Source organism: Pseudanabaena sp. PCC 9330 (genome assembly GCF_055795045.1).
Map to the genome: position 1 here is coordinate 77,858 of NZ_JAYFES010000062.1, position 20,729 is coordinate 98,586.

Sequence of the window (20,729 nt, forward strand, 5' to 3'; positions counted from 1 at the left end):
AAACGCCGCCACAGCTTGAATGTGACAACCGCTTAACATCTCTCGGAGGCTTACCATAGAGGGCACCGCCATCCTGTAATCTAAAGACTCGGTGGCGGTCAAACCATCCTGCCCCATAGCCAGTCCAGGCCAAGATTTGTAGTTTCCTCAGGCAAACGTCTACGTCTAGGCTTTGGTTCGCTATTTTTTTGATTTGGGTTTGGTTAAAGCGCCGTTATTGACCTCTTGCAAGCTTCGTTCTCAGACTATGCACTCCACCGCATCCCCCACTGTTTCGACTCCTCAGCGCACCGTTCGCATTGTGTCTCGCAAGAGCCAGCTGGCGCTGATTCAAACCCACTGGGTGCGCGATGAGCTGCAAAAGCACTTCCCCGAGCTCGCCTTTGAAATCGTCACCATGGAAACCCAGGGTGACAAGGTGCTCGATGTGTCGCTTTCGAAAATTGGCGATAAGGGGCTGTTTACCCAAGAGCTAGAAGACACCATGCTGCGGGGCGACAGTGACTTTGCGGTGCACTCCCTCAAAGACCTGCCCACTCGCCTGCCCGAAGGGCTGATGCTGGGCTGCGTCACCGAGCGCGAAGACCCCGCCGATGCCCTGGTCGTGCACGAAAGAAATAAAGACAAAACTCTGGCCACCCTGCCCGAGGGTGCGGTAATTGGCACGTCTTCCCTACGACGCCTCGCCCAGCTGCGCCACCACTATCCTCACCTGGCGTTTAAAGACATTCGCGGCAACCTCAACACCCGCCTGCGCAAGCTCGACGAGGGTGACTACGACGGCATCATTCTGGCGGTGGCCGGGCTGCTCAGAATGGATATGGGCGATCGCATTCACGAAATTCTACCTGCCGAGATCTCGCTCCACGCGGTTGGGCAAGGGGCTCTGGGCATCGAGTGCCGCACGGGCGATGCCGAAATTCTCCAGCTGCTGGCGGTGCTCTCCCACGCTCCCACCACCGCTCGATGCCTAGCCGAGCGCGCCTTTTTGCGCGAGCTAGAGGGTGGCTGCCAGGTACCCATTGGCGTCAATACCGTGCTCGACGGCGACAGCCTCACCCTGACGGGCCTAGTGGCCAGCCTCGACGGCCAGCGGGTGATTAAAAACACCGTCCAGGGGCCAACGGCAGAGGCTGAAGCCCTCGGGACTGAGCTAGCCCAGCACTTGCGAGGTGCCGGTGCCCAGGCGATCTTAGACGAGATTACCGCTGCCAGTCGTAGCTAGAGCCAACGGGCCACGCCCCCACTAGCAGGCTAAAGAAAATCCTAAAATCCTCAAAAGTAGCCTTTGTATCTGGCCAAAGAGAGAAGCCATCGGTCACAATAGGCTCAAGGTTGGTCGGGTGTGGTGCTGCCCTTAACATGTCTTCTCCTTGCAGGCTGGTGTTATCGCAATGTTACGTTTTTCTCTCTTCCAGGCCTTGTCTCTCGTGCATCCTGCCGCCAAATATCTGGCTTTAGTGCCTCTGGCATGGGCCACCACAACCGCCGAAGCCGCCCTGGCAGAGGCCTCCCTGGGCCGGTTTGAGGATAGCCCCAAGGTTGTTTTAGACGAAGCCTGGCAAATTGTTAACCGAGAGTACGTCGACGGCAGCTTTAACCAAATTAACTGGCAGGCCGTTCGCCAAGAACTGCTGGGGCGTGAGTACACATCTCCAGCTGCTGCCTACAACGCTCTGCGCGCCTCTCTGCGGCAGCTCAACGATCCTTACACCCGGTTTTTGGCCCCAGCCGAATATGCCGATTTAACCGACCAAACCTCGGGTGAGACCTCAGGCATTGGGGTCAGGTTAGAGCGCAATAACCAGACAGGGGCAGTGGTAGTGACTAATGTGGCCCCAGACTCTCCGGCAGAGCGATCGGGCCTAGCCGTAGGCGATCGCATTTTACTCGTCGATGGCCAAAGCACTGAGCGACTGACCGCCGAGGGGGTCATCCAGCAGCTGCGGGGAGAAGACGGCTCCCAGGTCACCCTCACGATTTCTCGTAACGAAGGGGCACCCCGCACCGTCATTCTGAGCCGCGCTCGCATTGAGTTACCCACCGTAGAGTATTCTCAAAGAACCGTGAGCGGTCGTTCCATTGGCTACGTGCGCCTAATCGAGTTCAACGCCCAAGCCGCTCCCCAAATGGCGACCGCCATCAACACGCTGGTCAATGCTGGGGTAGAAGGCTTTGTGCTTGACCTGCGGGGCAACCCTGGGGGCCTGCTAATGGCCAGCATTGACATCAGCCGCATGTGGCTCCAGCACGGCCCCATTGTGCGCACCCTCGATCGCAGCGGCAAAAACGAGGCCATCTCAGCCAATCGCACCGCTCTGACCGATCTGCCCCTGACTGTACTGGTAGATGGGCGATCGGCCAGCTCCAGCGAAATTTTGACCGGTGCGCTGCGCGATAACAACCGCGCTACCGTAGTAGGGACTACAACCTATGGCAAAGCCCTAGTACAGTCGCTTCATGCCCTGTCTGACGGCTCTGGCATCACGGTGACCGTCGCTCATTACTACACCCCCGACGGCACCGACCTGAGCAGCCGGGGCATCATTCCCGACGTGGTGGTTGACCTGAGCGATCGCCAACGCCGCGAACTATTCAGCAATCCTGCGCTGCTAGGTACCGATGCCGACACGCAGTATCTCCGTGCCGCAGAAGTGCTTGAGCAAACTATTCTGGCCCACCATGGACAGCCAACAACCGGGGCCAGTCGCCTGGGGCGGGCTACGCCGGTAGAGTAAGGCTCATACAACGGCAAAACCCATCCTGGCCAAAACAATGGCTGGGCGCTCTAGCGGTAGTGGCGATCGAGACGGAGCACGGTTTCTAGCAGCACATTGGCACCGTTAATACACTCCTCAGGGGTGGTGTACTCGACCTCAGAGTGACTAAAGCCGCCCTCGCTAGGCACAAAAATCATCCCCATATCGGTGAAGCGGCCCATCTCTAGGGCATCGTGGCCAGCACGGCTGGGCATGGGCATATGGCTGAGGCCAAAGCTGTCGCTCACGTCGGCAATCACAGCCTGAATGTGGTCGGCAGCAGGGCTGGGGGCTACGTTGAGCTGGGGTAGAATCTCAATCTTGGTGCCGGTTCCTCGGGCGATGAGCACCAACTCCTCTTTCAGATCGTTGATTAGATCGTTGATCAAGTCTTGGTTGAGGTCGCGCACATCTAGGCTGCACTGCACCTGACCAGGCACAATATTGTCGGCGTTGGGCCACACTTGCAGGGCTCCGACGGTAGCCACCTGCTGCCGAGGCGGACGGTTGCCCAATCGATTGACGCTCAGCACAATCTGGGCCGCTGCCACTAGGGCATCTTGACGCTGATCCATAGGGGTAGTGCCCGCATGGTTAGGTCGTCCAGTGATATGAATTTGGTAGCGCTGCATGCCGACGATGCCTTGCACGACCCCAATTTGCTTTTGGGCGGTTTCGAGCACTCCCCCCTGCTCCACATGGAGCTCCACAAAGGCGCAGATATCGTCTCGGGTACGGCGGGAGAGGGGCAGCTGATCCCAATTTCCCCCAGCGGCATTGACACAGTCGTCGATAGGGCGTCCGTCTTTGCGGTGGTAGTCGGCGGCATTGGGAGAGGCGGTACCGGCCATGGCATGGCTACCAACCATCGTGTCTTCTTCATCGGCAAAGACAATCACCTCAAAGGGATGGTCGAGGGTGATGTCGTTTTCGTGGAGGGTGCGGGCAACTTCAATGCCTGCCAGCACGCCCAGGTTGCCGTCAAACTTGCCGCCGCAGGGCACGGTGTCAATGTGAGACCCGGTGGCGATGGCCGGAGCCTTGAGACGACCCGAGCGGCGACCAATCAGGTTGCCAGCCGTGTCAATACAGGTGCTGAGCCCCGCTTCTACCATCCATCGCCGCACCAGCTCACGACCCTGAAAGTCTTCTGGGCTAAAGGCTAGCCGACAGATACCGCCGTTGTTGAGCTGTCCGATTTGTGCTAGGTCGTCAATGTTTTGGTTGAGACGCTTACCGTTGATGCGAAGAGTTTGGGTGAGGGCCATAGGTACTCAGTAGGAGGAGTTAAATGAAGGGATAAAACGTTGACTCCAGAAAACGTTACATACCATCATAAACCGTGACGTCTCTGTATACAGTCCATTGTATACAGAGCTTTAGGAAGGTTCTGTTTGGGAAGAACCTTCTACTAGAGAATTTACCCCTGGGCGCGACGATCCAATCAGGTTAGACGTTCTAGATCCAGGCGATCTAGAACCAGCAATGACTCTCTTCTTTGAAATACCTCAATAGCTGACGATCGCCCCCAGAGACTTCAACATGCGCTCTTCGGTGCTCGACAGGCCGGTGGCACGACAAATATTGACGCCTTCGTAGGGGCGATCGGGTCGCAGAGTCTGCTGGCAAAGACCGGTATCGAGGGCCCACACTCGAATTTCGTCGTCTTGACTGGCGGTGACTAGGTGCGTGCGACTGGGGCTAACGGCGACCTGCCAGATGCCCTGACTATGGCCTCGCAGGCTGTAGCGCTGTCGGTTGGCCGTGACATCCCACACTTCTAGCTGGTTGTCTTGGCTGGTGATAGCTAAGATATGGCCGGCTGGGTCTAGGGTGACTGCTTGTAGCCACTGCTCTCTGGGGTGCTGCCACTGCCCCAGGGGGCTAGGTGCTGACGAATCGCTGGGGCGATCGCCAGTTTCAACCTGCCACCAGCGCAGGGTGCCATCGTGGCTGGCGCTGGCTAAGATCGCCCCGTCTAACCCTAGGGCTAGGCTGTGCACCTGACTTTGGTGGCCGAGCAGGGTGTCGTGGCGGGTGCCCCGCCGCCGCCAGATACCGATGGTGCCGTCGCGCGCGCCCACGACGATGTTCTGACCGTTGGGGCCAATGGCCAGGGCCGACGGGCTGGCTAGGGCATGCTCTAAATCGCCCAGGGGACTGCCGGTGGCCGTGTCCCAGAGAGACATAGTGCCGGGGCCAGCGGCCACCAACCACTCGCCGTCATGGCTAAAGCTCAGCAGGATAGCGGGGTTAGCCATCACCCACTGGCACTGGCCCGTGGACGACCACAGCCGCAGGGTCTGATCGTCGGTGCTGGCTAACCACTGCCCGTCGTCGCTCAGGGCGAGAGTACGCACTGGGCCATCGTGACCAGCGAGGGTGCAGGGGCCGCTAGCGTAAGGACTGCCTTTGCTGATCGACCACAGGCGCAGATGGGCGTCGTCATGGCCGGTCAAGATGGTGCCACTGGTGGGGTCAGCCCTAAAAGCTAGGCTCTGCACCCGATGGGCCTGACTGAGAAAACTTCGCCAGCGCTGGCCCCGGTTGGCGCTCCACAGCTGGATAGTGTAGTCGCTGCCGGTGACGAAGTACCGGCTATCGTCGCTAAACGCCAAGGCCCACACCGGCACCCCCAGGTCTGCCAAGGTATAACAGAGGCGGCGATCGGGAATATCCCACAGAGCCACAGTGAAGTCTTGGCGGCTGCACACCAGGTAGCGACCATTGGGGCTCACAGCCATGGCCAGCAGAGCGTCAAAGTTGGCGGGCAAAATCCAGCAGGGCAGGCTGGTCTCCAGGTTCCAAATGGTCAGACAGTGGTCGTCGTAGCCAGCGGCATAGGGAATCGGTGGACAGGCGACATCGCTGGGGTCGCGCAGAAACCCAGCGGTGAGAATGGCCGCCGTCGATCGCGCCTGGAGGGCTTTGATCAGTGTGCGATCGCCGATGTGCCACAGACAAGCCTGCTGATCGCCACCACTAACCAGGTGTGCCCCGGTGGCATCGTAGGCCAGGGTATGGATCGGGCCGTGGTGGCCGTCGAGGTGCCCCTGGCCAAACCCCGAGGCCACCTCCCACAGGCACAGCTGCCCAGACTCATCGCCTGATGCGATCTGGCTGCCGTCGGGGCTAAAGGCAAGGGCGTTGACCGGTGCCCGGTGGTGCTCAAGCATGTTGGTCTGGTAGGTTGCCCCCACGGGCCACAGCCAGATCTGGCCGGTTTCGGTGCCCACCGCCAGCAGGTCGCCCTGGGGGCTAAAGGCCAGCGATCGCACTCCCTGGCCCTGGCCCTCGTCAAACATCCACACCAGCTTGCTCCGGTTGAGATCCCACAGCAGCAGGCGACCTTCAGGATCGCCCGTAGCCAAATAGCGGTCACCGCCAGGAGTAGAAGGGCTAAAGGCAGCGACAGGGTTACGACCCAGGGCCGTAGCAAAGGCAGTGTCGCTGAACTGAGCCTGGGTAAAATTGGCCCCTTGCAGGCTCACCCGGCGCAGATCGCCCTGCCAAATGGTCAGTTGAGAAAAATCGGCCCCGCTCACGCTAAGCCCCAGATACTGACAGAGGTGAATGATATTGCTAGCGCCGTAGCCCGGTTGCCCCCGCAGGGGCTGGAGCGCTTTCAGCCAGCGATCGCCCATGGTCGCCAGGGCATCAGCCGTGGCGTAGCGCTGCTTGAGGGCATCTCCCAGGGGCACCAACAGCGCCGCCCGCTGCCGCTCTTGCACCACTTCTCGGGCGGCCATGGCAATCAGAGGCAGGCGGTGCAGCCAGTCAAAGCTCTCGACCTCCAGCTCGGCCAAGAGCAATGTTTGCAAGCGTTTTAGCAGCAGAGTTTGCACCACAGGGGCCAGGCTGAGCTGGAGACCGCCGCCTGCGGCTGGGGTGCCCCACGCCCAGCCACGCCCCAACACCGATTGCACCACGGCCTCCGTCGGGGGCGGCTGCATCGCCAGCTTGAGATCGTCTAAAGCCGTTGCCTGCTGGGCGATCGCCAGCCAGTACAGCAGCCCCCACTCCTCAGGCAGCAGCCGCTCTAGAGCTTGGCTAAAGCTGTAGCGGGCGGCCACGGGCACTGTCAGATGAGCAGCCTGCAGCAGGGGGTTGGGCCGCCCCTGGTAAACCTCCCGCAGCGTTGCCCCAATCCCCCGCAGTACCAGGGGATGCCCGCCGTAGCGATCGATCAACGCCGACCAGGCATCGGCATCAGGGCTATCGGGGGCTGACAGCAGCTGTCGGATGGCCTGGGAGGGTAAATCTCCCAGGGGGTAATCCTGCGCCCGTGGTCCCTGACCCTGGGCTAGACCCAGGGGTTTCTCACGGCTCACCCACACTAGGCAGCTCTGATGGTGACGCTCCGCCCCCTGGCAAAAAAGGTGCTGCAAAGCCTCAGTGTGGGGCCGATAGCTCCCCGCTAGCTGCTGAGCTTCAAACAGCTGATCCATATCGTCGAGGATGAGCACTACCCGACGCCGGGTCATCTGCTCGAGCAGCCAGTCGACTACCGCTAGGGGGGCAGAGTCGGCCAGATCGGTCTCTGGGTCTAAATTTGGGTCTAGCCAATGGGCGATCGCCCCCACTAGATCGCGCTCGCTAGCTCCGCCAGACAGAGCCAGATAGCCGCATTGATCGACCTGGGGGGCGATCGCCGCCGCCACGGCGGCTGCCAGGGTGGTCTTACCCACGCCAGGCAAACCCCAGATCACCACGGTGGGGCACCGTTCTTCTACGATCCACCGGGTGATCTGGGTCAGCTCGGCCTCGCGCCCATGACAGTCGGCCAGATCAATGCGGGGAGCCTCACGCACTGCCACGTGAGAAACGTCTCGACGGAGAGACATGGGCCGCTGTCTAGTCACTGGAATGTCAGAGGGCGGCGGACTAGAGGCGATCGCAGGCAACAGCAGATCCTGAGTTGCCCAGGTTTGCAGCACATTTTGAAGGTTGCGCTTGGTGACCCGAATGCCCTTGCCCTCGCTATCTACCAAGTCGCTCAGCAGCAGCCACAGCTTGGGGCCAACGTCTTTTTTGAGATAATCTTCGGTGTAGCCCGCCGTCGGGGTGGCCATGGCCGAGTAGGTCTTGTTTTCCCATGAGCCCTTGAGCACCAGGCGCTCCACATCTTTCAGGGGCCGCCCCTTACGCTCGACGGCAACCTGGTTGATGAGAATGGCAATTTCCTCAAAGTCCATGGGTCAGCCGGGCAGAGTCCCCCTTATCTCCGCCCTAGTCTAACCTGAATTTTTCAGAACTTTTGAAGGCCCAACGAGTCGAGCCATGGCTCGGGTCACTCCAAGCCATGGAGTGCAAATGACTTTCAGCATGCTGCCCTTTTTGCCAACTTCTCAGGGCGGATGCTTACCCATCACCGCCAAGACCTGGCGAAGATTAACAACGCCCTCTCGATTTAGCGCCAGTTTGTCTACGGTTGCCCTGCCAGTAGGCGTGATACCCAGCATGAGGGTTAAATCTTGGCTCCAGACAAAGTGGTCTTGCCACTGCTGCTGGCGTGGATGGTAGAGCGGAATCATATGTCCCGTCACAGGGTCGTAGGCGTCGGTCTGGATGTATTTACGGTTGTTGCAGCCTTGACAGGCCAACGCCAGGTTGTCCAGGTCGTCGGTGCCGCCTTTAGCACGGGGGACGATGTGCTCGATGGAGAATGGATCTGGGGAGTACTTGGCCTGGCAGCGGCAGTATTCGCAGCAATATGCGGCTCTCTGAGCAACTGCCTGATTTTGCTGGGAGGTTAATGAAGGCTTAGCCATAGACAGCAGGCTCGATGCCCAGATCGCCCATGACATTCTCTAAGGATTGGTGGCGTAGCGCGGCGAGGTGCACTAGGGCTTGCATGCGATCGACGTTGAGAGCTTCAATCTGGTCTGAAATCTCAATTAGTCGCTGGTGCTCGTCGGCTGTCAGGATCTCGGCTTGTCGTTTGTCGATCAGGGCATGGTACTCGTCCCACAGTTCGGCGGAGAGGCCAAGATTAATGCGCTGGAGTAAGTCGGCTTCTGCTGCGGGTAGGGGGTTAGCTGCCACTTGGTGGGCGGCTAGTCGAATATGCAGGGTTTCTAAAATGTAGCGTTGGGGGTCGAGGCCCTGCTTGGCAGCTTCTGCCCGCAGTTGGGTTTCCAGTTCTGGCGAGAGTTCGAGGGTGATTTGAGGCATGAGATCGCTGGTGCTGTTTTAGAATCTCCCGAGGCTCTTTATCCGTGAAGAGGGGGCATTACACTAGAAGTAAGACGCTTAGTCCCTATTCTGGCAAGTCTGCCTCAAAAGGGCACCTAAAACTTCAGCATGCCATCCCCTCCTCGGAGGGGTGCCCGGAGGGCGGGGTGGGTCAAAACTGCTCCGACATGTAAGTCTCTAGATACCGTAAGTTGTCTTGCTAGCCTTGACTAACCCACCTCTACCCCTCCGAGGAGGGGACAGTGAGGCTATTTTTCTAAGGATTTTCCTGAATCTGAACTCGGCTTAATTCTACTCTTCCACCCGATAGCCGAAGTCTTCGAGGCGGCTGCGGGACTGTCGCCACTTGGGCACCACTTTGACAAACAGCTCTAGATACACCTGACCCATCACCAGCTTTTGGATCTGCTGGCGGGCGTCGGAGCCGATTGTCTTCAGCATGCTGCCCTTTTTGCCAATCAAAATGCCTTTTTGCGAATCACGCTCGACGTGGATGGTGGCGAGAATGCGGGTAATTTTAGTGTCTTCTTCGACCCGGTCAACGGCGATCGCCACCGAGTGCGGCACTTCTTCGCGCGTATTCAGCAAAATCTGCTCGCGGATCAGCTCGCCCATGATGAACCGCTCGGGCTGGTCGGTGACCAAGTCGGGCGGGTAGTAGTACGGGCCAGGGTCGAGCTGATCGATCAGCGTCGCCAGCAGGGTATCGAGGCTAGTTTCATGCAGGGCAGAAAACTTGACCAGAGGCCAGCCGTGGGCATCGGCTAGGCTCTGGTAGCTGGCGTCGAGGGCGGCGATCGCGGCCTCATCCTCCGGCTGCTGATCGATCTTGTTCATGCCCAAAATTACTGGGCCGCTGCTGTGGGCCAGCAATTCAGCCACAAACTGGTCGCCGCGTCCCATATCGACGCTGCCGTCGACCACCAGCAGAGTGGCATCCACCGAGTCGATGGCCATCCGGGCATTTTTCACCAAGATTTTGCCCAACTCATGGTGCGGCTTGTGGATGCCGGGGGTGTCGACAAAAATAATCTGCGCCTGGTCGTTGGTCAAAATGCCCCGCAGGCGGTTGCGGGTGGTCTGGGCAGTGGGAGAGGTAATCGCCACTTTTTGGCCCACCAGAGCATTCATCAAAGTCGACTTACCCACGTTGGGGCGGCCAACAATGCCCACAAACCCCGATCGAAACCCTTCTGGCGGGGTGGGGATGGCGCTATAACCGACCGGGTCAAAGGTGTCGACCATGCTAATAGCCTGTGACATGGACAACAACCTCGCGGGTAGAACCCTGGGCCCGGTGTTCCCACAGATAAAGCCCCTGCCAGGTGCCCAGGGCCAGCCTGCCCTGCATGACGGGAATAGTCTCGCTGGTGTGGGTCAGCACGGTGCGAATGTGGGCGGGCATATCGTCGGGGCCTTCGGTGCTATGGACGTAGTGGTGGCCCTCGGGCACCAGCTGGGCCAAGAAATTCTCCAGGTCTACCAGCACGTCGGGGTCGGCGTTTTCTTGGATGATCAAGCTGGCGGAGGTGTGGCGCAAAAACACCGTGCACAGACCGGTTTCGACGCCCGAGGCGCGCACCACCCGCTCTACATCGGCAGTAAACCGCTGGAGGGATTTGCCCCGCGATCGCAGGGTGAGCACCTGCTGGTAGTGGCGAGTGGTAGCGGTGGAGAGCGTCATCACCAATCCTGAAAATAGACTGTTCTCTATTTTGTCAGAATTAACCCCGACTATGAAAAATACCTAAAAAAGTTACCCGACGACGACGCCTCTCATCGGCCCATGGCGACGACGACCTAGAATCCGAGCAGCGCATCTACATTCGTCCAGGGGAATTGCTACAGCCATCGCCCCAGAGGCCGACAGCATGTCCTACTGGCGATGGCGATGGCTGTAGCTAAAACGTTCTAAAGCCCATCGATGCTGATCGGCACCAGCTTGCCCTGGGCCGTTACCCCCAATCGCATCGGCTCATTGGCCAAAATAGGCTTGCCGGTGAGGGTACACACCTGGTCTTGCTCGGCTACCGCCCCAAAGCTGGCGCAAATATCGCTGGCCTTTAGTGAGGCTGGGGCGACGCCGGGAGTTTGCTCCACGTACTGCCAGAGAATATCGCGAATCAACGCCTGATAGCCCCGATCGCCCGCTAGGGCTTTGAGCTTTTCCTTCAGCGATCGCTCTAGGCGAATGCTGGTGACGTCCATTTCAGTAGTTGATACGCGAGTTAGGGTTGGCATCGGTGGGCACACCTCCAGAAGAGAACACAGGACAAAGCGCGAGAGCTGGCAGGGTTGCAGAGCAGAGTTGAGAGGCACCGAGTTATGGGCCTCAGGTTACAGCAGCCCACAAAAAGACTGGAACCCAAACCCCAATTTCCTCTATCTCTGTCACAACGCCATCGCCGCTATCACTAACAAACAGTGTAGACAGACTAGACAGGCTTGTATTACACGTGTAGTATTAGCGTTATTCGAGGTTATTCGTCAAGCGGTAGTAACCGCTCTGAGCAAACCTTGACGATAGCTTGACCGATTTCTACAGCCTTGCAGTTTTTGCTGGAGGATTTCCCATGGCCTATATTTTGTCTACTGGCACCGCAATGACGATCGCCGCCGCTACGGGCGATGCTGGCCAGCTGGGCATGGCCCTGGGGTTTGCAGGCGTAGTGATGCGGCTGATTAGAGGGGCACACCCCGCCACCAAAGACCGGTTTGGCGATTTTGATGTCAAGGCTTCGCCTCAGTCTGAAGATTGTGGGGGCGATCGCCTTCGACCCACGCTCTATCTCTGGGGCACAGCATGGCTCGGAGTGGCCAGCCTCGTTTTTGCCAACCTGGCGCTAGGGGGCAGTGAAGCTCTCCAACGGTGTCGGCGCTATCTCACCCAGCCTTCTGTCTATCAGCACTAACCTGATCTTCAACCTAGCCCACCGCCTAGGGACGGCCTCACCGGGTCGTCTGCCCTGGCTACAGGCCGCAGGCTTAAGTTCAGCGTTCGCTCCGTTGCTGCACGGCAGTGGCCTCTAGTCTGGGATAGTCCGGCTGGAGGCTGGGGGCGATCGCATTCTAGGCTGGCCTGTGAGGTATGGCTCTGGCGGGTCGCAGATTTTGCCCGTGGGCCACCGCTAGAGGTATTCAGACGGCGAGATAGATGTGCCCTGGCCAATGAAAGGCCCCCAGCCCTGACCCACATCGCCTGAGCCGCCTCGGCACTTTAAATCCTATACACACCACATTAGTTCATAAGTACTCAAGGCATGAACACTCATGTTGAAGTTGACCTATTCCGATGCCGATCTGTCCGTTGAATATTTGGCCTTTACCATCGAAGCCGTAGTGGCCCAGCGCAGCATTGTGGCCGTGCGGGCCGGGCAACCCCTGGTGGTGCAGCCAGGCTACGGATCGTTGGTTTTGCCTGGCGACCTGCCGGGTCTCGCTGTCCTCAAGGCAGCACGGGCAATTGACCTTACCCCCTGCGACCAAGACTGGGTAGAGATCACCCTGCGGGGCACCTGGCTAGCCGACGGCACCAGCGACACCGAAGGCATTTTGGTGGTTGAACTCGGCTCCGCCCTAGAGCAACAGGTGGTGACCCTATGGCGGCAGAGCCTGCGCTGGGTGTCTGCCCCCTGCCGCCCCAGGCGATAGGGTTAAGGTTTACTGATGCCAACCCTATCGCCCAGGCTTTGCAGTACGGTAGTTAGGTAGCTGTGGCCCGTTCGCATCCTTTAGCGCCCATGGCCTGAGCTGGATGGCGAACGGGCTACGGTAGCCCGACGCTGACACCCTCATCCACCAATTTAGACCATCCCCACCTACCCAAGGAGATCGTGACCATGGCTGACAGTGCAACCTACCTCACCCTCACCGCCGACAATTTTGAGGCAGAGGTGCTCCAGAGTGAGGTACCGGTGCTGGTTGACTTTTGGGCCGCCTGGTGTGGCCCCTGCCGCATCATGAACCCCATTGTCGAAGAGTTGGCCGAGACCTTTGCCGGTCGCGCTAAGGTGGCTAAGCTCAACGTCGACGAAGAAGATGCCCTGGCGCTTCAGTTTCATGTGATGGCGATTCCTACGCTGATTTTCTTTCACCATGGCGAACGAGTTGACACCGTCGAAGGGGTGGTCGCCAAAGACGATCTCGTGGCTCGTCTGGAGTCTCTAGTCACAGCGAGTTCTGAAGCCTAGGCCCAGATAGATCTGCGATCCAACTCGAATCCCATACCCCCGGTGCCACACGGGCAAAACCCTAGGGGCGTAAGCAGCCAAGCCAGAGGCTTTGTGGCATTCGCCCAGTGGAATCGGGGGTCACCCAAGCAGGATTGAGAAGATTTCGGGAGCAGGAAAAATCGAGGGCACAGGGGGGCTACTCTGCCGTTTCCTCAGGCGCTGAACTGCATGTGGGGGCAATGCCCAAGGTGTCTCGGCTGCTGGTCATTACCTCTACCGTGCGCTTGAGCTTAGCCTCTAAATACTGCTTGTGGTCGAGCAGCTGTCGCAGCTTTTGGTGTCGGGCAATGGCCAAACTCAGTGTAGTGACTTGCTCAGGCGGGCAGGGGTAGTGCTGAACCCGACCATCAGAATCCAAACTGCACAGGCGATAGCCTGGACGGGCCAAGTCGGCACCAGAAATCCCAGCGGAGGGGGCAGTCTCTGCCGACTGACAAAGGCGCTCCACATAGCTAGATAGCGCCTGGGGGTCGCCGTGGCGCAGCAGAGCAGCGTCTAGATCGGCGTCAGAGATCGACTGTTCGTCAACGGTTTCGAGCCAACCATCGACCATGGGGCCTTCCATATAGAGCGCCTGAATGTGCTGCACGGTCTGCCGCAGGTCTTGGTGCCAGGCCTCTACGGCCATTTGAATATCTTGCAGCACTTTGACCGCCAAAGCCGGGTTGGCATCGTGGCGATGGCGGCTAAAACTGGGGCGCTTGCGGCGGGGCAGTAGCGGCAGATGAGAAGCCTGCTCGGCCACCGGAAACGGGGCGAGGTGGGGGCCAGGGGCGGCGGCTTGAGACTCTACCAGTCTCTGGCCCTGCCATCGTGACGACTCAGCACCAGGGGCAGCGGAGCTTCCTTTGTCGGTCGCTGCGCCAATGGTAAAAGAAACGGGTCGCCGCGGCCCTTGCCCTGTATTTCCAGGGGGCAAGGGGGTGGCTGGCGGGGAGGCGACGAAGGGAAAATCGACGGGGTCAGAGGCGTGATCCATAGAGCTAGGGCGGCTGGGCCAGACGGAGAGGGGCAGATTGGGAGAGTATCGACTAATCTGACGTGCGATCGCCCCAGCCAGCCCACGTATAGTAGATCCGATCTCGGGAGACAGAGCCTTGGCATCGTCTGACTCAATTTATACCTGAATTGGCCAGATTGAGAATGTTCTAGCCCAATACTTCAACTAAATCTAAGTTCAACCCTGGAGCATAGCTGCGAAAAACATCGGAATCTCAATCTGGACTTGGTAGGCAGGCTAGGCCTCTAGCAGGCGCAGGGCAGCTTCGGCGTGGATCTGCACGGCAGGGTCGGGGTCGTGGAGCAGCGATCGCAGATCAGACACCAGATTCGATGGCCCGGCCCCGCCCATCTGCCCCAGGGCCAATACCAGTTGGCAGCGCAGCGGGCTGTCGGCTGGGGTCACGGAGGTTGCCCCCAGCCAGTGTTGCAGCGTTGGCAAGATTTCGACCCTGAGCGGCGGGGGCAGCGAAGGTAGCCCTGCCACCAGAGCCAACCGGCTCGATCGATCGAGCCGATCCCAGGCGGCGATCGCTCCGGTCACTGCTTGGGGAGTCCCCTGCCAGACCAGGGCCTGCACAGCGGCTGTTGAGAGATTTACACCACCGCAGGGAGCGTTTTGTAGCAGCGCCAACAGGGGCTGGTGGGCGGTGGGCACTCGACCCAGAGCATAGACGGCCTGCTGAGCCACCTGAGCATCGGTGTCGGCCAGCAAGGGGCTGATCGCCGCCGTCAGGCGATCAGCCCCCAGATGCGATCGCAGGCCCACCATGGCGCGAATGGCGCTCAGCCGCACCAGGGCCGACGGATCGGCTAGGCTCTGATCGATCGCCGCCAGGGTAGCCGGGTCGCCGTAGGCACTGAGGGCGTCGATCGCCGTAGCCCGCACGGTCGGTCGCGGGTCATCTATGACTTGCAGCAGCAGCGGCATCGTGTCGGGGTGCTGAATGCGGGCCAGAGCCTGCACCGCTAACGGGCGGAGGGCGGGATGGGCTAGCTGGGCGCCCAACGTGGCGATCGCCGCTGGGCCAATCTGGGTTAGAGCCGCCGCCACCGCCTGGCGCAGATCGTCATCGGTGGTACCGGCAAAGGTTTTGATCAGGGCGGAGATGACGGTGGCGTCGGGCAGATTGCCCAGGGCGCGGGCCGCAAACCATCGCGCTTCCCAATCGCAATCGTCATCTTGAAGAATAGCGATCAGCTCTGCTGAGGCCGCATCGCCCAGGTCAGCGATCTGCCGCAATCGATCCCAGCGATCGTGAAAATCCCCAGTACAGAGGGCCGCTACGGCAGCATCAACGGCCTGGGCATTGGCCTGGGTTAGAGAGGCTTGGAGATGGGATGCGCCCGCCGAATGAGATGTCACCGAAGATTCATCAAGCCAAGACATGCTAACGCTCCAGAAAGACCACCCGGCAGCGGGAGGAACCCCTACACCATAGGCGGTGAGTCATATTTTCCCAAGGGTAGACTATGCGGTTCGTGCAGTAGGCCCTTGCGAAGGCTGCATGGTGAGCATGAAAACGTATGAGTCGATACAAACACTCCCTAGAGCCAGGTCTAGGCTAACCAAACCTACTTCTATGAGTAAGCCAGGCGACATTGCCCCCTAGCCCAGATCGCTAGCGCAGGGTTAAACGTCAATTGATATCTGTTCTGCTAAACCACTAGATCTTGCTAAACCCTTACTCTCGCTAGGTAGATTTCTAGAAAAAAGAGACCAGCTGCAACCCAGCGACTGTAGCCGCTGTAGGGTGGGCAACGCCCACCAGTGGAAAAAGCATTTTTTAGAAGCTGCCTAGAAGCATCTGTCCTGCTCATTTTGTCTTGCTAGAAACGGTGTGCCTGTGACCACTTCTATTGATACGGCCAACCCAACGGCCCCAGCTAAATTAAACAAGTTTGAGCAATTTAAGGCCGAAAAAGATGGGCTGCTGGTCAAGCACGATCTAGAGCAGTTTGCCCAGATCGGCTGGGAAGCGGTGGACGATACCGACCTCACCCACCGGCTGAAGTGGCTGGGCGTGTTTTTTCGCCCGGTGACACCGGGCAAGTTCATGCTGCGCCTGCGCCTGCCCAACGGGCTGCTGACGGGCTACAAGGCTCGCACCCTGGCAGAGATCATTCAGCGCTATGGCGAAGACGGCAGTGCCGACATTACCACTCGGCAAAACCTTCAGCTGCGCGGCATTTTGCTCGAAGACATTCCCGAAATCTTCGCCAAAATGCAGGCTGCTGGCCTCACCTCCATCCAGTCGGGTATGGACAATGTGCGCAACATCACCGGGTCGCCAGTGGCGGGGCTCGACGCTGACGAGCTGATCGACACCCAGGGCCTAGTGATGAAGGTGCAGGACATGATCACCGCCAACGGCGAGGGCAACCCGGCCTTTAGCAACCTGCCCCGCAAGTTCAACATTGCCATTGAGGGCGGGCGCGACAACTCTATTCACGCCGAGATCAACGACATTGCCTTCGTGCCCGCCTACCGTGAGGGAGTACTGGGTTTTAACGTGGTCGTGGGGGGCTTCTTTTCTGCTCGCCGCTGTGAGGCAGCGATACCGCTCGACGCCTGGGTGCTGCCCGACGACAGCGTGGTGGAGCTGTGCCGCGCCATTCTGGAGGTGTATCGCGACCACGGCCCCCGCATCAATCGCCAAAAGGCGCGGCTGATGTGGCTGATCGACGAGTGGGGTCTGGAGCGGTTTCGCGCTGCTGTGGAAGCCGCCTACGGCCAGCCCCTGCTGAACGCTGCCCCCACCGACGAAATGGACTGGGACAAGCGCGACCACATCGGCGTCTACCCCCAAAAACAGGTGGGACTAAACTATGTGGGCCTGCACGTGCCGGTGGGTCGATTGCAGGCCAGCGATCTGTTTGACCTGGCCCGACTGGCGGAGGTCTACGGCAGCGGCGAGCTGCGCCTGACCGTAGAGCAGAATGTGATTATTCCCAATGTGCCCGACTCGCGCCTGGCGGTGCTGCTGGGTGAGCCGCTGCTGGGGAGGTTTGCGATCGCCCCCTCGGCCTTGACGCGATCGCTGGTTTCCTGCACTGGGGCGCAATTTTGCAACTTTGCCCTGGTAGAAACCAAACAGCGAGCCATGGCCCTCGCCCAAGCTCTCGATGCCGAACTGGCCCTGACCCAGCCGGTACGCATTCACTGGACGGGCTGCCCCAACTCCTGTGGTCAGCCCCAGGTGGCCGACATTGGCCTGATGGGCACCAAGGTGCGAAAAGAGGGCAAAACCGTAGAGGGAGTGGATATTTTCATGGGCGGCAAAGTGGGCAAAGACGCTCACCTGGGCGAAAAGGTGCAGCAGGGCATTCCCTGCGACGATCTGCACGGGGTGCTGAAGGCGCTGCTGATTGAGAACTTTGGGGCGCAGCCCAAGGCCAAAACAGAGGCCCTCCATGGAGTAATGGTGACCGCAGAGTAATGACGGCAAAAAAAATGCCCTGCGGGCAATGCCCCAGGACACACAGTTTGCATTTGAAGCAAACGTAGCACAGTCGATGGGCCAGTGGCGAGATCGTCTATCAAGGTTTCACCATAGCTTGCCAAAGCAGGGCCGGATCTTATCTCTACTGCCACTCACAAGCTAGTCACGTCCCCCCCTTTTTAAGGAGGGCAGGGGGGATCTCTTGAAGACATTTAAGCAGTTAGGCATTCTCACTTCAGTAGGGTTCTCCAGGTTCAAGATTTGATCCCCCCAATTTCTTTTGGCCATCGTTCTTGCTATGGCCCCCTTCAGAAAAGGGGCAGTGCTCAGCCATAACCAGTATCTCTACCCCTTCCCCCCCTATTCCCCTATGACCGACCCTGCCAAAACCCTGTGTCCTTACTGCGGCGTGGGTTGCGGCCTGGAAGTGTTGCCTCCGGCCCAGCTCAATAAGCCAACCAATCGCGATGCTGCGGGTGTGCCTCTGTGGCAGACGCGGGGCGATCGCACCCATCCATCTAGCAAGGGCATGGTGTGCGTCAAGGGGGCGACGGTGGCGGAGTCGCTCGATCGCGATCGGCTCAAGTACCCCATGCTGCGGGCCTCGCTAGATGCTCCCTTTGAGCGGGTGAGCTGGGAGGTGGCGCTGGAGGCGATCGTCAGCCGTATACAGACGGTGCGTGACACCATGGGGGCCGACGGCATCTGCGTCTACGGCTCAGGCCAGTTTCAAACCGAAGACTACTACGTGGCCCAAAAGCTGGTGAAGGGCTGTCTGGGTACCAACAACTTCGACGCCAACTCGCGGCTGTGCATGTCGTCGGCAGTGGCAGGCTACATGCACAGCTTTGGCAGTGACGGCCCGCCCTGCTGCTACGACGATCTAGAGGCCACCGACTGCGCCTTTTTGATCGGCACCAACGCCGCCGAGTGCCACCCGATTGTGTTTAATCGTCTGAAGAAACACCACAAGCGCCATGGCCACGTCAAGCTGATCGTGGTTGACCCCCGTCGCACCGACACCGCCAAGGCCGCCGACCTGCACCTAGCGATTCGCCCCGGCACAGATATTACCCTGCTCAACGGCATTGGTCATCTACTGCTGCGCTGGGGTGCCCTCGACCCCGAGTTTATCGACGGCTGCACCCAGGGCTTTGCCACCTACACCGAGGTGCTGCGCCACTACGAGCCAGAAATTGTGGCCGATCGCTGCGGCATTACCGTAGCCGACCTAGAAGCCGCCGCCCATGGCTGGGCCAAGGCAAAGTCTGTGCTGTCGCTGTGGTCAATGGGGCTGAATCAATCGTCCGAGGGCACGGCTAAGGTGCGATCGCTGATCAACCTGCACCTGATGACCGGCAACATTGGCCGACCGGGGGCGGGGCCGTTTTCCCTCACCGGCCAGCCCAACGCCATGGGGGGCCGCGAGGCCGGGGGGCTTTCGCATATTTTGCCGGGCTACCGACTGGTCACCAACGCCGACCACCGCCACCAGGTGGAGGAGTTCTGGCATCTCCCCGCTGGGCACATGTCTACGACACCGGGCCTCAACGTGGGCGAGATGATGCTGGCGTTGGAACACCAGCGGGTGGGCCTGCTGTGGATTGCCGCCACCAACCCCGCCGTCAGCCTGCCTGACCTCAACCGCACCAAGGCCGCCCTGCGCCAGTCGCCCTTTACCGTTTACCAAGACGCCTACTACCCCACCGAAACCGCCGAGTTTGCCCATCTGCTGCTGCCCGCTGCCCAGTGGGGCGAAAAGACCGGCACCATGACAAATTCTGAGCGGGTGGTCACCCTCTGCCCGGCCTTTCGCCCGCCCCCCGGCGAGGCCCGCCCCGACTGGGAAATTTTTGCCGAGGTGGGCCGTCGCCTGGGCTTTGCCGACCAGTTTGTCTTTGCCAACAGCGCCGAGGTGTACGCTGAGTTTGCCGCCATTACCCAGGGCCAGCCCTGCGACATCACCGGTCTCAGCCACGATCGCCTGCGCGACCTCGGCCCCATCCAGTGGCCCTGCCCCAATCCTGAAACTCCCTCCACTGCCGCCAGCCGCCACGATAAGCGGCTCTACACCCGAGGCATATTCAATACCGCCGACGGTCGCGCCCGCTTTGCGGCCCTGCACTCTAACGGGTTAGCAGAACCGCCCGACGACCAGTATCCCTTTGTGCTGACCACTGGGCGGCTCTACGGCCACTGGCACACCCAGACCCGCACTGGCCGCATTGAAAAAATTCAAAAAATGCACCCGGCCCCGTTTCTAGAGATCAACCCCCGCGATGCCCAACAGCTCAAAGTGCAGGGGGGAGAATGGGTAGAGGTGCGATCGCCCAGAGGCCATGTCCGCCTGCCGCTACTAGTCACCCAAAACATTCGCCGGGGCACGCTGTTTGTGCCCATGCACTGGGGCAGCTTGTGGGCCGACGAGGCCGAGTGCAACACCCTCACCCACCCGGTCGCCTGCCCGACCTCAGGTCAGCCCGAGCTGAAAGCCTGCGCGGTGCAGGTGGTGCCGGTGGCGATCGCCGACGCCACCCCGGTGATGGCCACCGGGACTTTACCCCAGGCTGCAGAATCGTCTATTCTCTCAGCAGCACCCACTCCCTGATCACCTCACCTCTATGGCGAACCGGGCCAGACGACTGATCGACCAGTTCAAAAATGAGACCTTTTTGCTGCGGTTACACCAGTTTGAAGGCAGTGTCTCCAAGGTGCTTTCCTTGGGCATGGTGGTCGTTATTTTGGCGATCGTGTTTGATTTGGCAGTGGTGCTAGTGCAGGCGATCTTTACCACCAGCCCCGGTGCTTTTCTCGGCCAAACCGTGATCGATGTTTTTGGCCTGTTCTTGACGGTGCTGATCGCCCTAGAGATTTTAGAAAACATCACCGCCTACATTCAAAAACACGTGGTTCAGGTGGAGCTGGTAATTGCCACCGCCCTCACCGCCGTCGGGCGAAAATTTATTATTCTCGATTTAGCTAAGGTGTCTGGCACCACGTTGATCGGGCTGGCGATCGCCGTTTTTGCCCTGGCGATCAGCTATTGGATTGTGCGCACTAGCCATCGTTAGCAGGCCCAGAGCGACCTCGGGCCATCCAGC

General features: G+C 59.7%; 17 protein-coding genes. 8 read left to right on the forward strand and 9 right to left on the reverse strand.

What is annotated here, in order from left to right:
* Nucleotides 1-247 precede the first annotated feature (247 nt).
* Entirely contained in the window at nt 248-1,225 is a 978-nt protein-coding gene (gene hemC, locus AC0QKW_RS03665; protein WP_473149694.1) for a hydroxymethylbilane synthase, read from the forward strand.
* Between the two features lie 169 nt (nt 1,226-1,394).
* The gene (locus AC0QKW_RS03670; RefSeq protein WP_473149695.1) at nt 1,395-2,738 is read left to right on the forward strand and encodes a S41 family peptidase; all 1,344 of its coding nucleotides are present in this window, start codon (nt 1,395-1,397) and stop codon (nt 2,736-2,738) included.
* A gap of 50 nt (nt 2,739-2,788) precedes the next feature.
* On the opposite strand, the gene AC0QKW_RS03675 is transcribed toward AC0QKW_RS03670, so the two are convergent.
* From AC0QKW_RS03675 to AC0QKW_RS03705, 7 genes are all read right to left on the reverse strand, one after another.
* The gene (locus tag AC0QKW_RS03675) at nt 2,789-4,027 is read right to left on the reverse strand and encodes an allantoate amidohydrolase (RefSeq protein WP_473149696.1); all 1,239 of its coding nucleotides are present in this window, start codon (nt 4,025-4,027) and stop codon (nt 2,789-2,791) included.
* A gap of 240 nt (nt 4,028-4,267) precedes the next feature.
* Nucleotides 4,268-7,954: an NACHT and WD repeat domain-containing protein gene (locus AC0QKW_RS03680; RefSeq protein ID WP_473149697.1), complete on the reverse strand. Its 3,687-nt coding sequence runs from the start codon at nt 7,952-7,954 to the stop codon at nt 4,268-4,270.
* Between the two features lie 153 nt (nt 7,955-8,107).
* Nucleotides 8,108-8,530, reverse strand: a complete 423-nt coding sequence (locus tag AC0QKW_RS03685; protein WP_473149698.1) for an HNH endonuclease — start codon at nt 8,528-8,530, stop codon at nt 8,108-8,110.
* Nucleotides 8,523-8,933, reverse strand: a complete 411-nt coding sequence (locus AC0QKW_RS03690; protein ID WP_473149699.1) for a hypothetical protein — start codon at nt 8,931-8,933, stop codon at nt 8,523-8,525. Before AC0QKW_RS03690 ends, AC0QKW_RS03685 begins: the two co-directional genes overlap by 8 nt.
* A 312-nt stretch (nt 8,934-9,245) precedes the next feature.
* Nucleotides 9,246-10,217, reverse strand: coding sequence for a GTPase Era (gene era, locus AC0QKW_RS03695; protein WP_473149700.1), 972 nt, complete (start codon nt 10,215-10,217; stop codon nt 9,246-9,248).
* Nucleotides 10,201-10,638 carry a secondary thiamine-phosphate synthase enzyme YjbQ gene (locus tag AC0QKW_RS03700; RefSeq protein ID WP_473149701.1) on the reverse strand — a complete coding sequence of 146 codons (438 nt, stop codon included), beginning with the start codon at nt 10,636-10,638 and terminating at the stop codon, nt 10,201-10,203. The genes era and AC0QKW_RS03700 overlap by 17 nt, the downstream gene beginning before the upstream one ends.
* Before the next feature lie 227 nt (nt 10,639-10,865).
* The gene (locus AC0QKW_RS03705) at nt 10,866-11,195 is read right to left on the reverse strand and encodes a hypothetical protein (RefSeq protein ID WP_473149702.1); all 330 of its coding nucleotides are present in this window, start codon (nt 11,193-11,195) and stop codon (nt 10,866-10,868) included.
* Nucleotides 11,196-11,527: 332 nt separating this feature from the next.
* Between AC0QKW_RS03705 and AC0QKW_RS03710 the strand changes: the two genes are divergently transcribed.
* The 3 genes from AC0QKW_RS03710 to trxA all read left to right on the forward strand — a co-directional run bounded on the left by AC0QKW_RS03710 (nt 11,528) and on the right by trxA (nt 13,144).
* Nucleotides 11,528-11,866 carry a hypothetical protein gene (locus AC0QKW_RS03710; protein ID WP_473149703.1) on the forward strand — a complete coding sequence of 113 codons (339 nt, stop codon included), beginning with the start codon at nt 11,528-11,530 and terminating at the stop codon, nt 11,864-11,866.
* A gap of 358 nt (nt 11,867-12,224) precedes the next feature.
* On the forward strand, nt 12,225-12,605 hold the full coding sequence (locus AC0QKW_RS03715) for an alr0857 family protein (protein WP_473149704.1): 381 nt from the start codon (nt 12,225-12,227) through the stop codon (nt 12,603-12,605).
* A gap of 188 nt (nt 12,606-12,793) precedes the next feature.
* A complete protein-coding gene (gene trxA / locus AC0QKW_RS03720; protein ID WP_473149705.1) occupies nt 12,794-13,144 on the forward strand; it encodes a thioredoxin in 351 nt (116 codons plus the stop codon).
* 178 nt (nt 13,145-13,322) lie between these two features.
* Here trxA and AC0QKW_RS03725 read toward each other — a convergent pair whose 3' ends face one another.
* Complete coding sequence (locus tag AC0QKW_RS03725) at nt 13,323-14,165, reverse strand: hypothetical protein (RefSeq protein WP_473149706.1); 843 nt, start codon at nt 14,163-14,165, stop codon at nt 13,323-13,325.
* A 258-nt stretch (nt 14,166-14,423) separates the two neighbouring features.
* Complete coding sequence (locus tag AC0QKW_RS03730) at nt 14,424-15,575, reverse strand: HEAT repeat domain-containing protein (protein ID WP_473149707.1); 1,152 nt, start codon at nt 15,573-15,575, stop codon at nt 14,424-14,426.
* A gap of 457 nt (nt 15,576-16,032) precedes the next feature.
* On the opposite strand from AC0QKW_RS03730, the gene AC0QKW_RS03735 reads away from it, so the two are divergent.
* From AC0QKW_RS03735 to AC0QKW_RS03745, 3 genes are all read left to right on the forward strand, one after another.
* On the forward strand, nt 16,033-17,625 hold the full coding sequence (locus AC0QKW_RS03735) for a ferredoxin--nitrite reductase (protein ID WP_473149708.1): 1,593 nt from the start codon (nt 16,033-16,035) through the stop codon (nt 17,623-17,625).
* A 373-nt stretch (nt 17,626-17,998) separates the two neighbouring features.
* Entirely contained in the window at nt 17,999-20,236 is a 2,238-nt protein-coding gene (locus tag AC0QKW_RS03740) for a molybdopterin oxidoreductase family protein (RefSeq protein ID WP_473149709.1), read from the forward strand.
* Between the two features lie 13 nt (nt 20,237-20,249).
* Nucleotides 20,250-20,699, forward strand: a complete 450-nt coding sequence (locus tag AC0QKW_RS03745; RefSeq protein ID WP_473149710.1) for a phosphate-starvation-inducible PsiE family protein — start codon at nt 20,250-20,252, stop codon at nt 20,697-20,699.
* Nucleotides 20,700-20,729 lie beyond the last annotated feature (30 nt).

What these genes read in the sequence shown, in the direction of transcription:
- hemC (WP_473149694.1), top strand. Translation starts at nt 248, where the DNA reads ATGCACTCCACCGCATCCCCCACTGTTTCGACTCCTCAGCGCACCGTT.
- AC0QKW_RS03670 (WP_473149695.1), top strand. Translation starts at nt 1,395, where the DNA reads ATGTTACGTTTTTCTCTCTTCCAGGCCTTGTCTCTCGTGCATCCTGCC.
- AC0QKW_RS03675 (WP_473149696.1), bottom strand. Translation starts at nt 4,027, where the DNA reads ATGGCCCTCACCCAAACTCTTCGCATCAACGGTAAGCGTCTCAACCAA.
- AC0QKW_RS03680 (WP_473149697.1), bottom strand. Translation starts at nt 7,954, where the DNA reads ATGGACTTTGAGGAAATTGCCATTCTCATCAACCAGGTTGCCGTCGAG.
- AC0QKW_RS03685 (WP_473149698.1), bottom strand. Translation starts at nt 8,530, where the DNA reads ATGGCTAAGCCTTCATTAACCTCCCAGCAAAATCAGGCAGTTGCTCAG.
- AC0QKW_RS03690 (WP_473149699.1), bottom strand. Translation starts at nt 8,933, where the DNA reads ATGCCTCAAATCACCCTCGAACTCTCGCCAGAACTGGAAACCCAACTG.
- era (WP_473149700.1), bottom strand. Translation starts at nt 10,217, where the DNA reads ATGTCACAGGCTATTAGCATGGTCGACACCTTTGACCCGGTCGGTTAT.
- AC0QKW_RS03700 (WP_473149701.1), bottom strand. Translation starts at nt 10,638, where the DNA reads ATGACGCTCTCCACCGCTACCACTCGCCACTACCAGCAGGTGCTCACC.
- AC0QKW_RS03705 (WP_473149702.1), bottom strand. Translation starts at nt 11,195, where the DNA reads ATGCCAACCCTAACTCGCGTATCAACTACTGAAATGGACGTCACCAGC.
- AC0QKW_RS03710 (WP_473149703.1), top strand. Translation starts at nt 11,528, where the DNA reads ATGGCCTATATTTTGTCTACTGGCACCGCAATGACGATCGCCGCCGCT.
- AC0QKW_RS03715 (WP_473149704.1), top strand. Translation starts at nt 12,225, where the DNA reads ATGTTGAAGTTGACCTATTCCGATGCCGATCTGTCCGTTGAATATTTG.
- trxA (WP_473149705.1), top strand. Translation starts at nt 12,794, where the DNA reads ATGGCTGACAGTGCAACCTACCTCACCCTCACCGCCGACAATTTTGAG.
- AC0QKW_RS03725 (WP_473149706.1), bottom strand. Translation starts at nt 14,165, where the DNA reads ATGGATCACGCCTCTGACCCCGTCGATTTTCCCTTCGTCGCCTCCCCG.
- AC0QKW_RS03730 (WP_473149707.1), bottom strand. Translation starts at nt 15,575, where the DNA reads ATGTCTTGGCTTGATGAATCTTCGGTGACATCTCATTCGGCGGGCGCA.
- AC0QKW_RS03740 (WP_473149709.1), top strand. Translation starts at nt 17,999, where the DNA reads ATGACCGACCCTGCCAAAACCCTGTGTCCTTACTGCGGCGTGGGTTGC.
- AC0QKW_RS03745 (WP_473149710.1), top strand. Translation starts at nt 20,250, where the DNA reads ATGGCGAACCGGGCCAGACGACTGATCGACCAGTTCAAAAATGAGACC.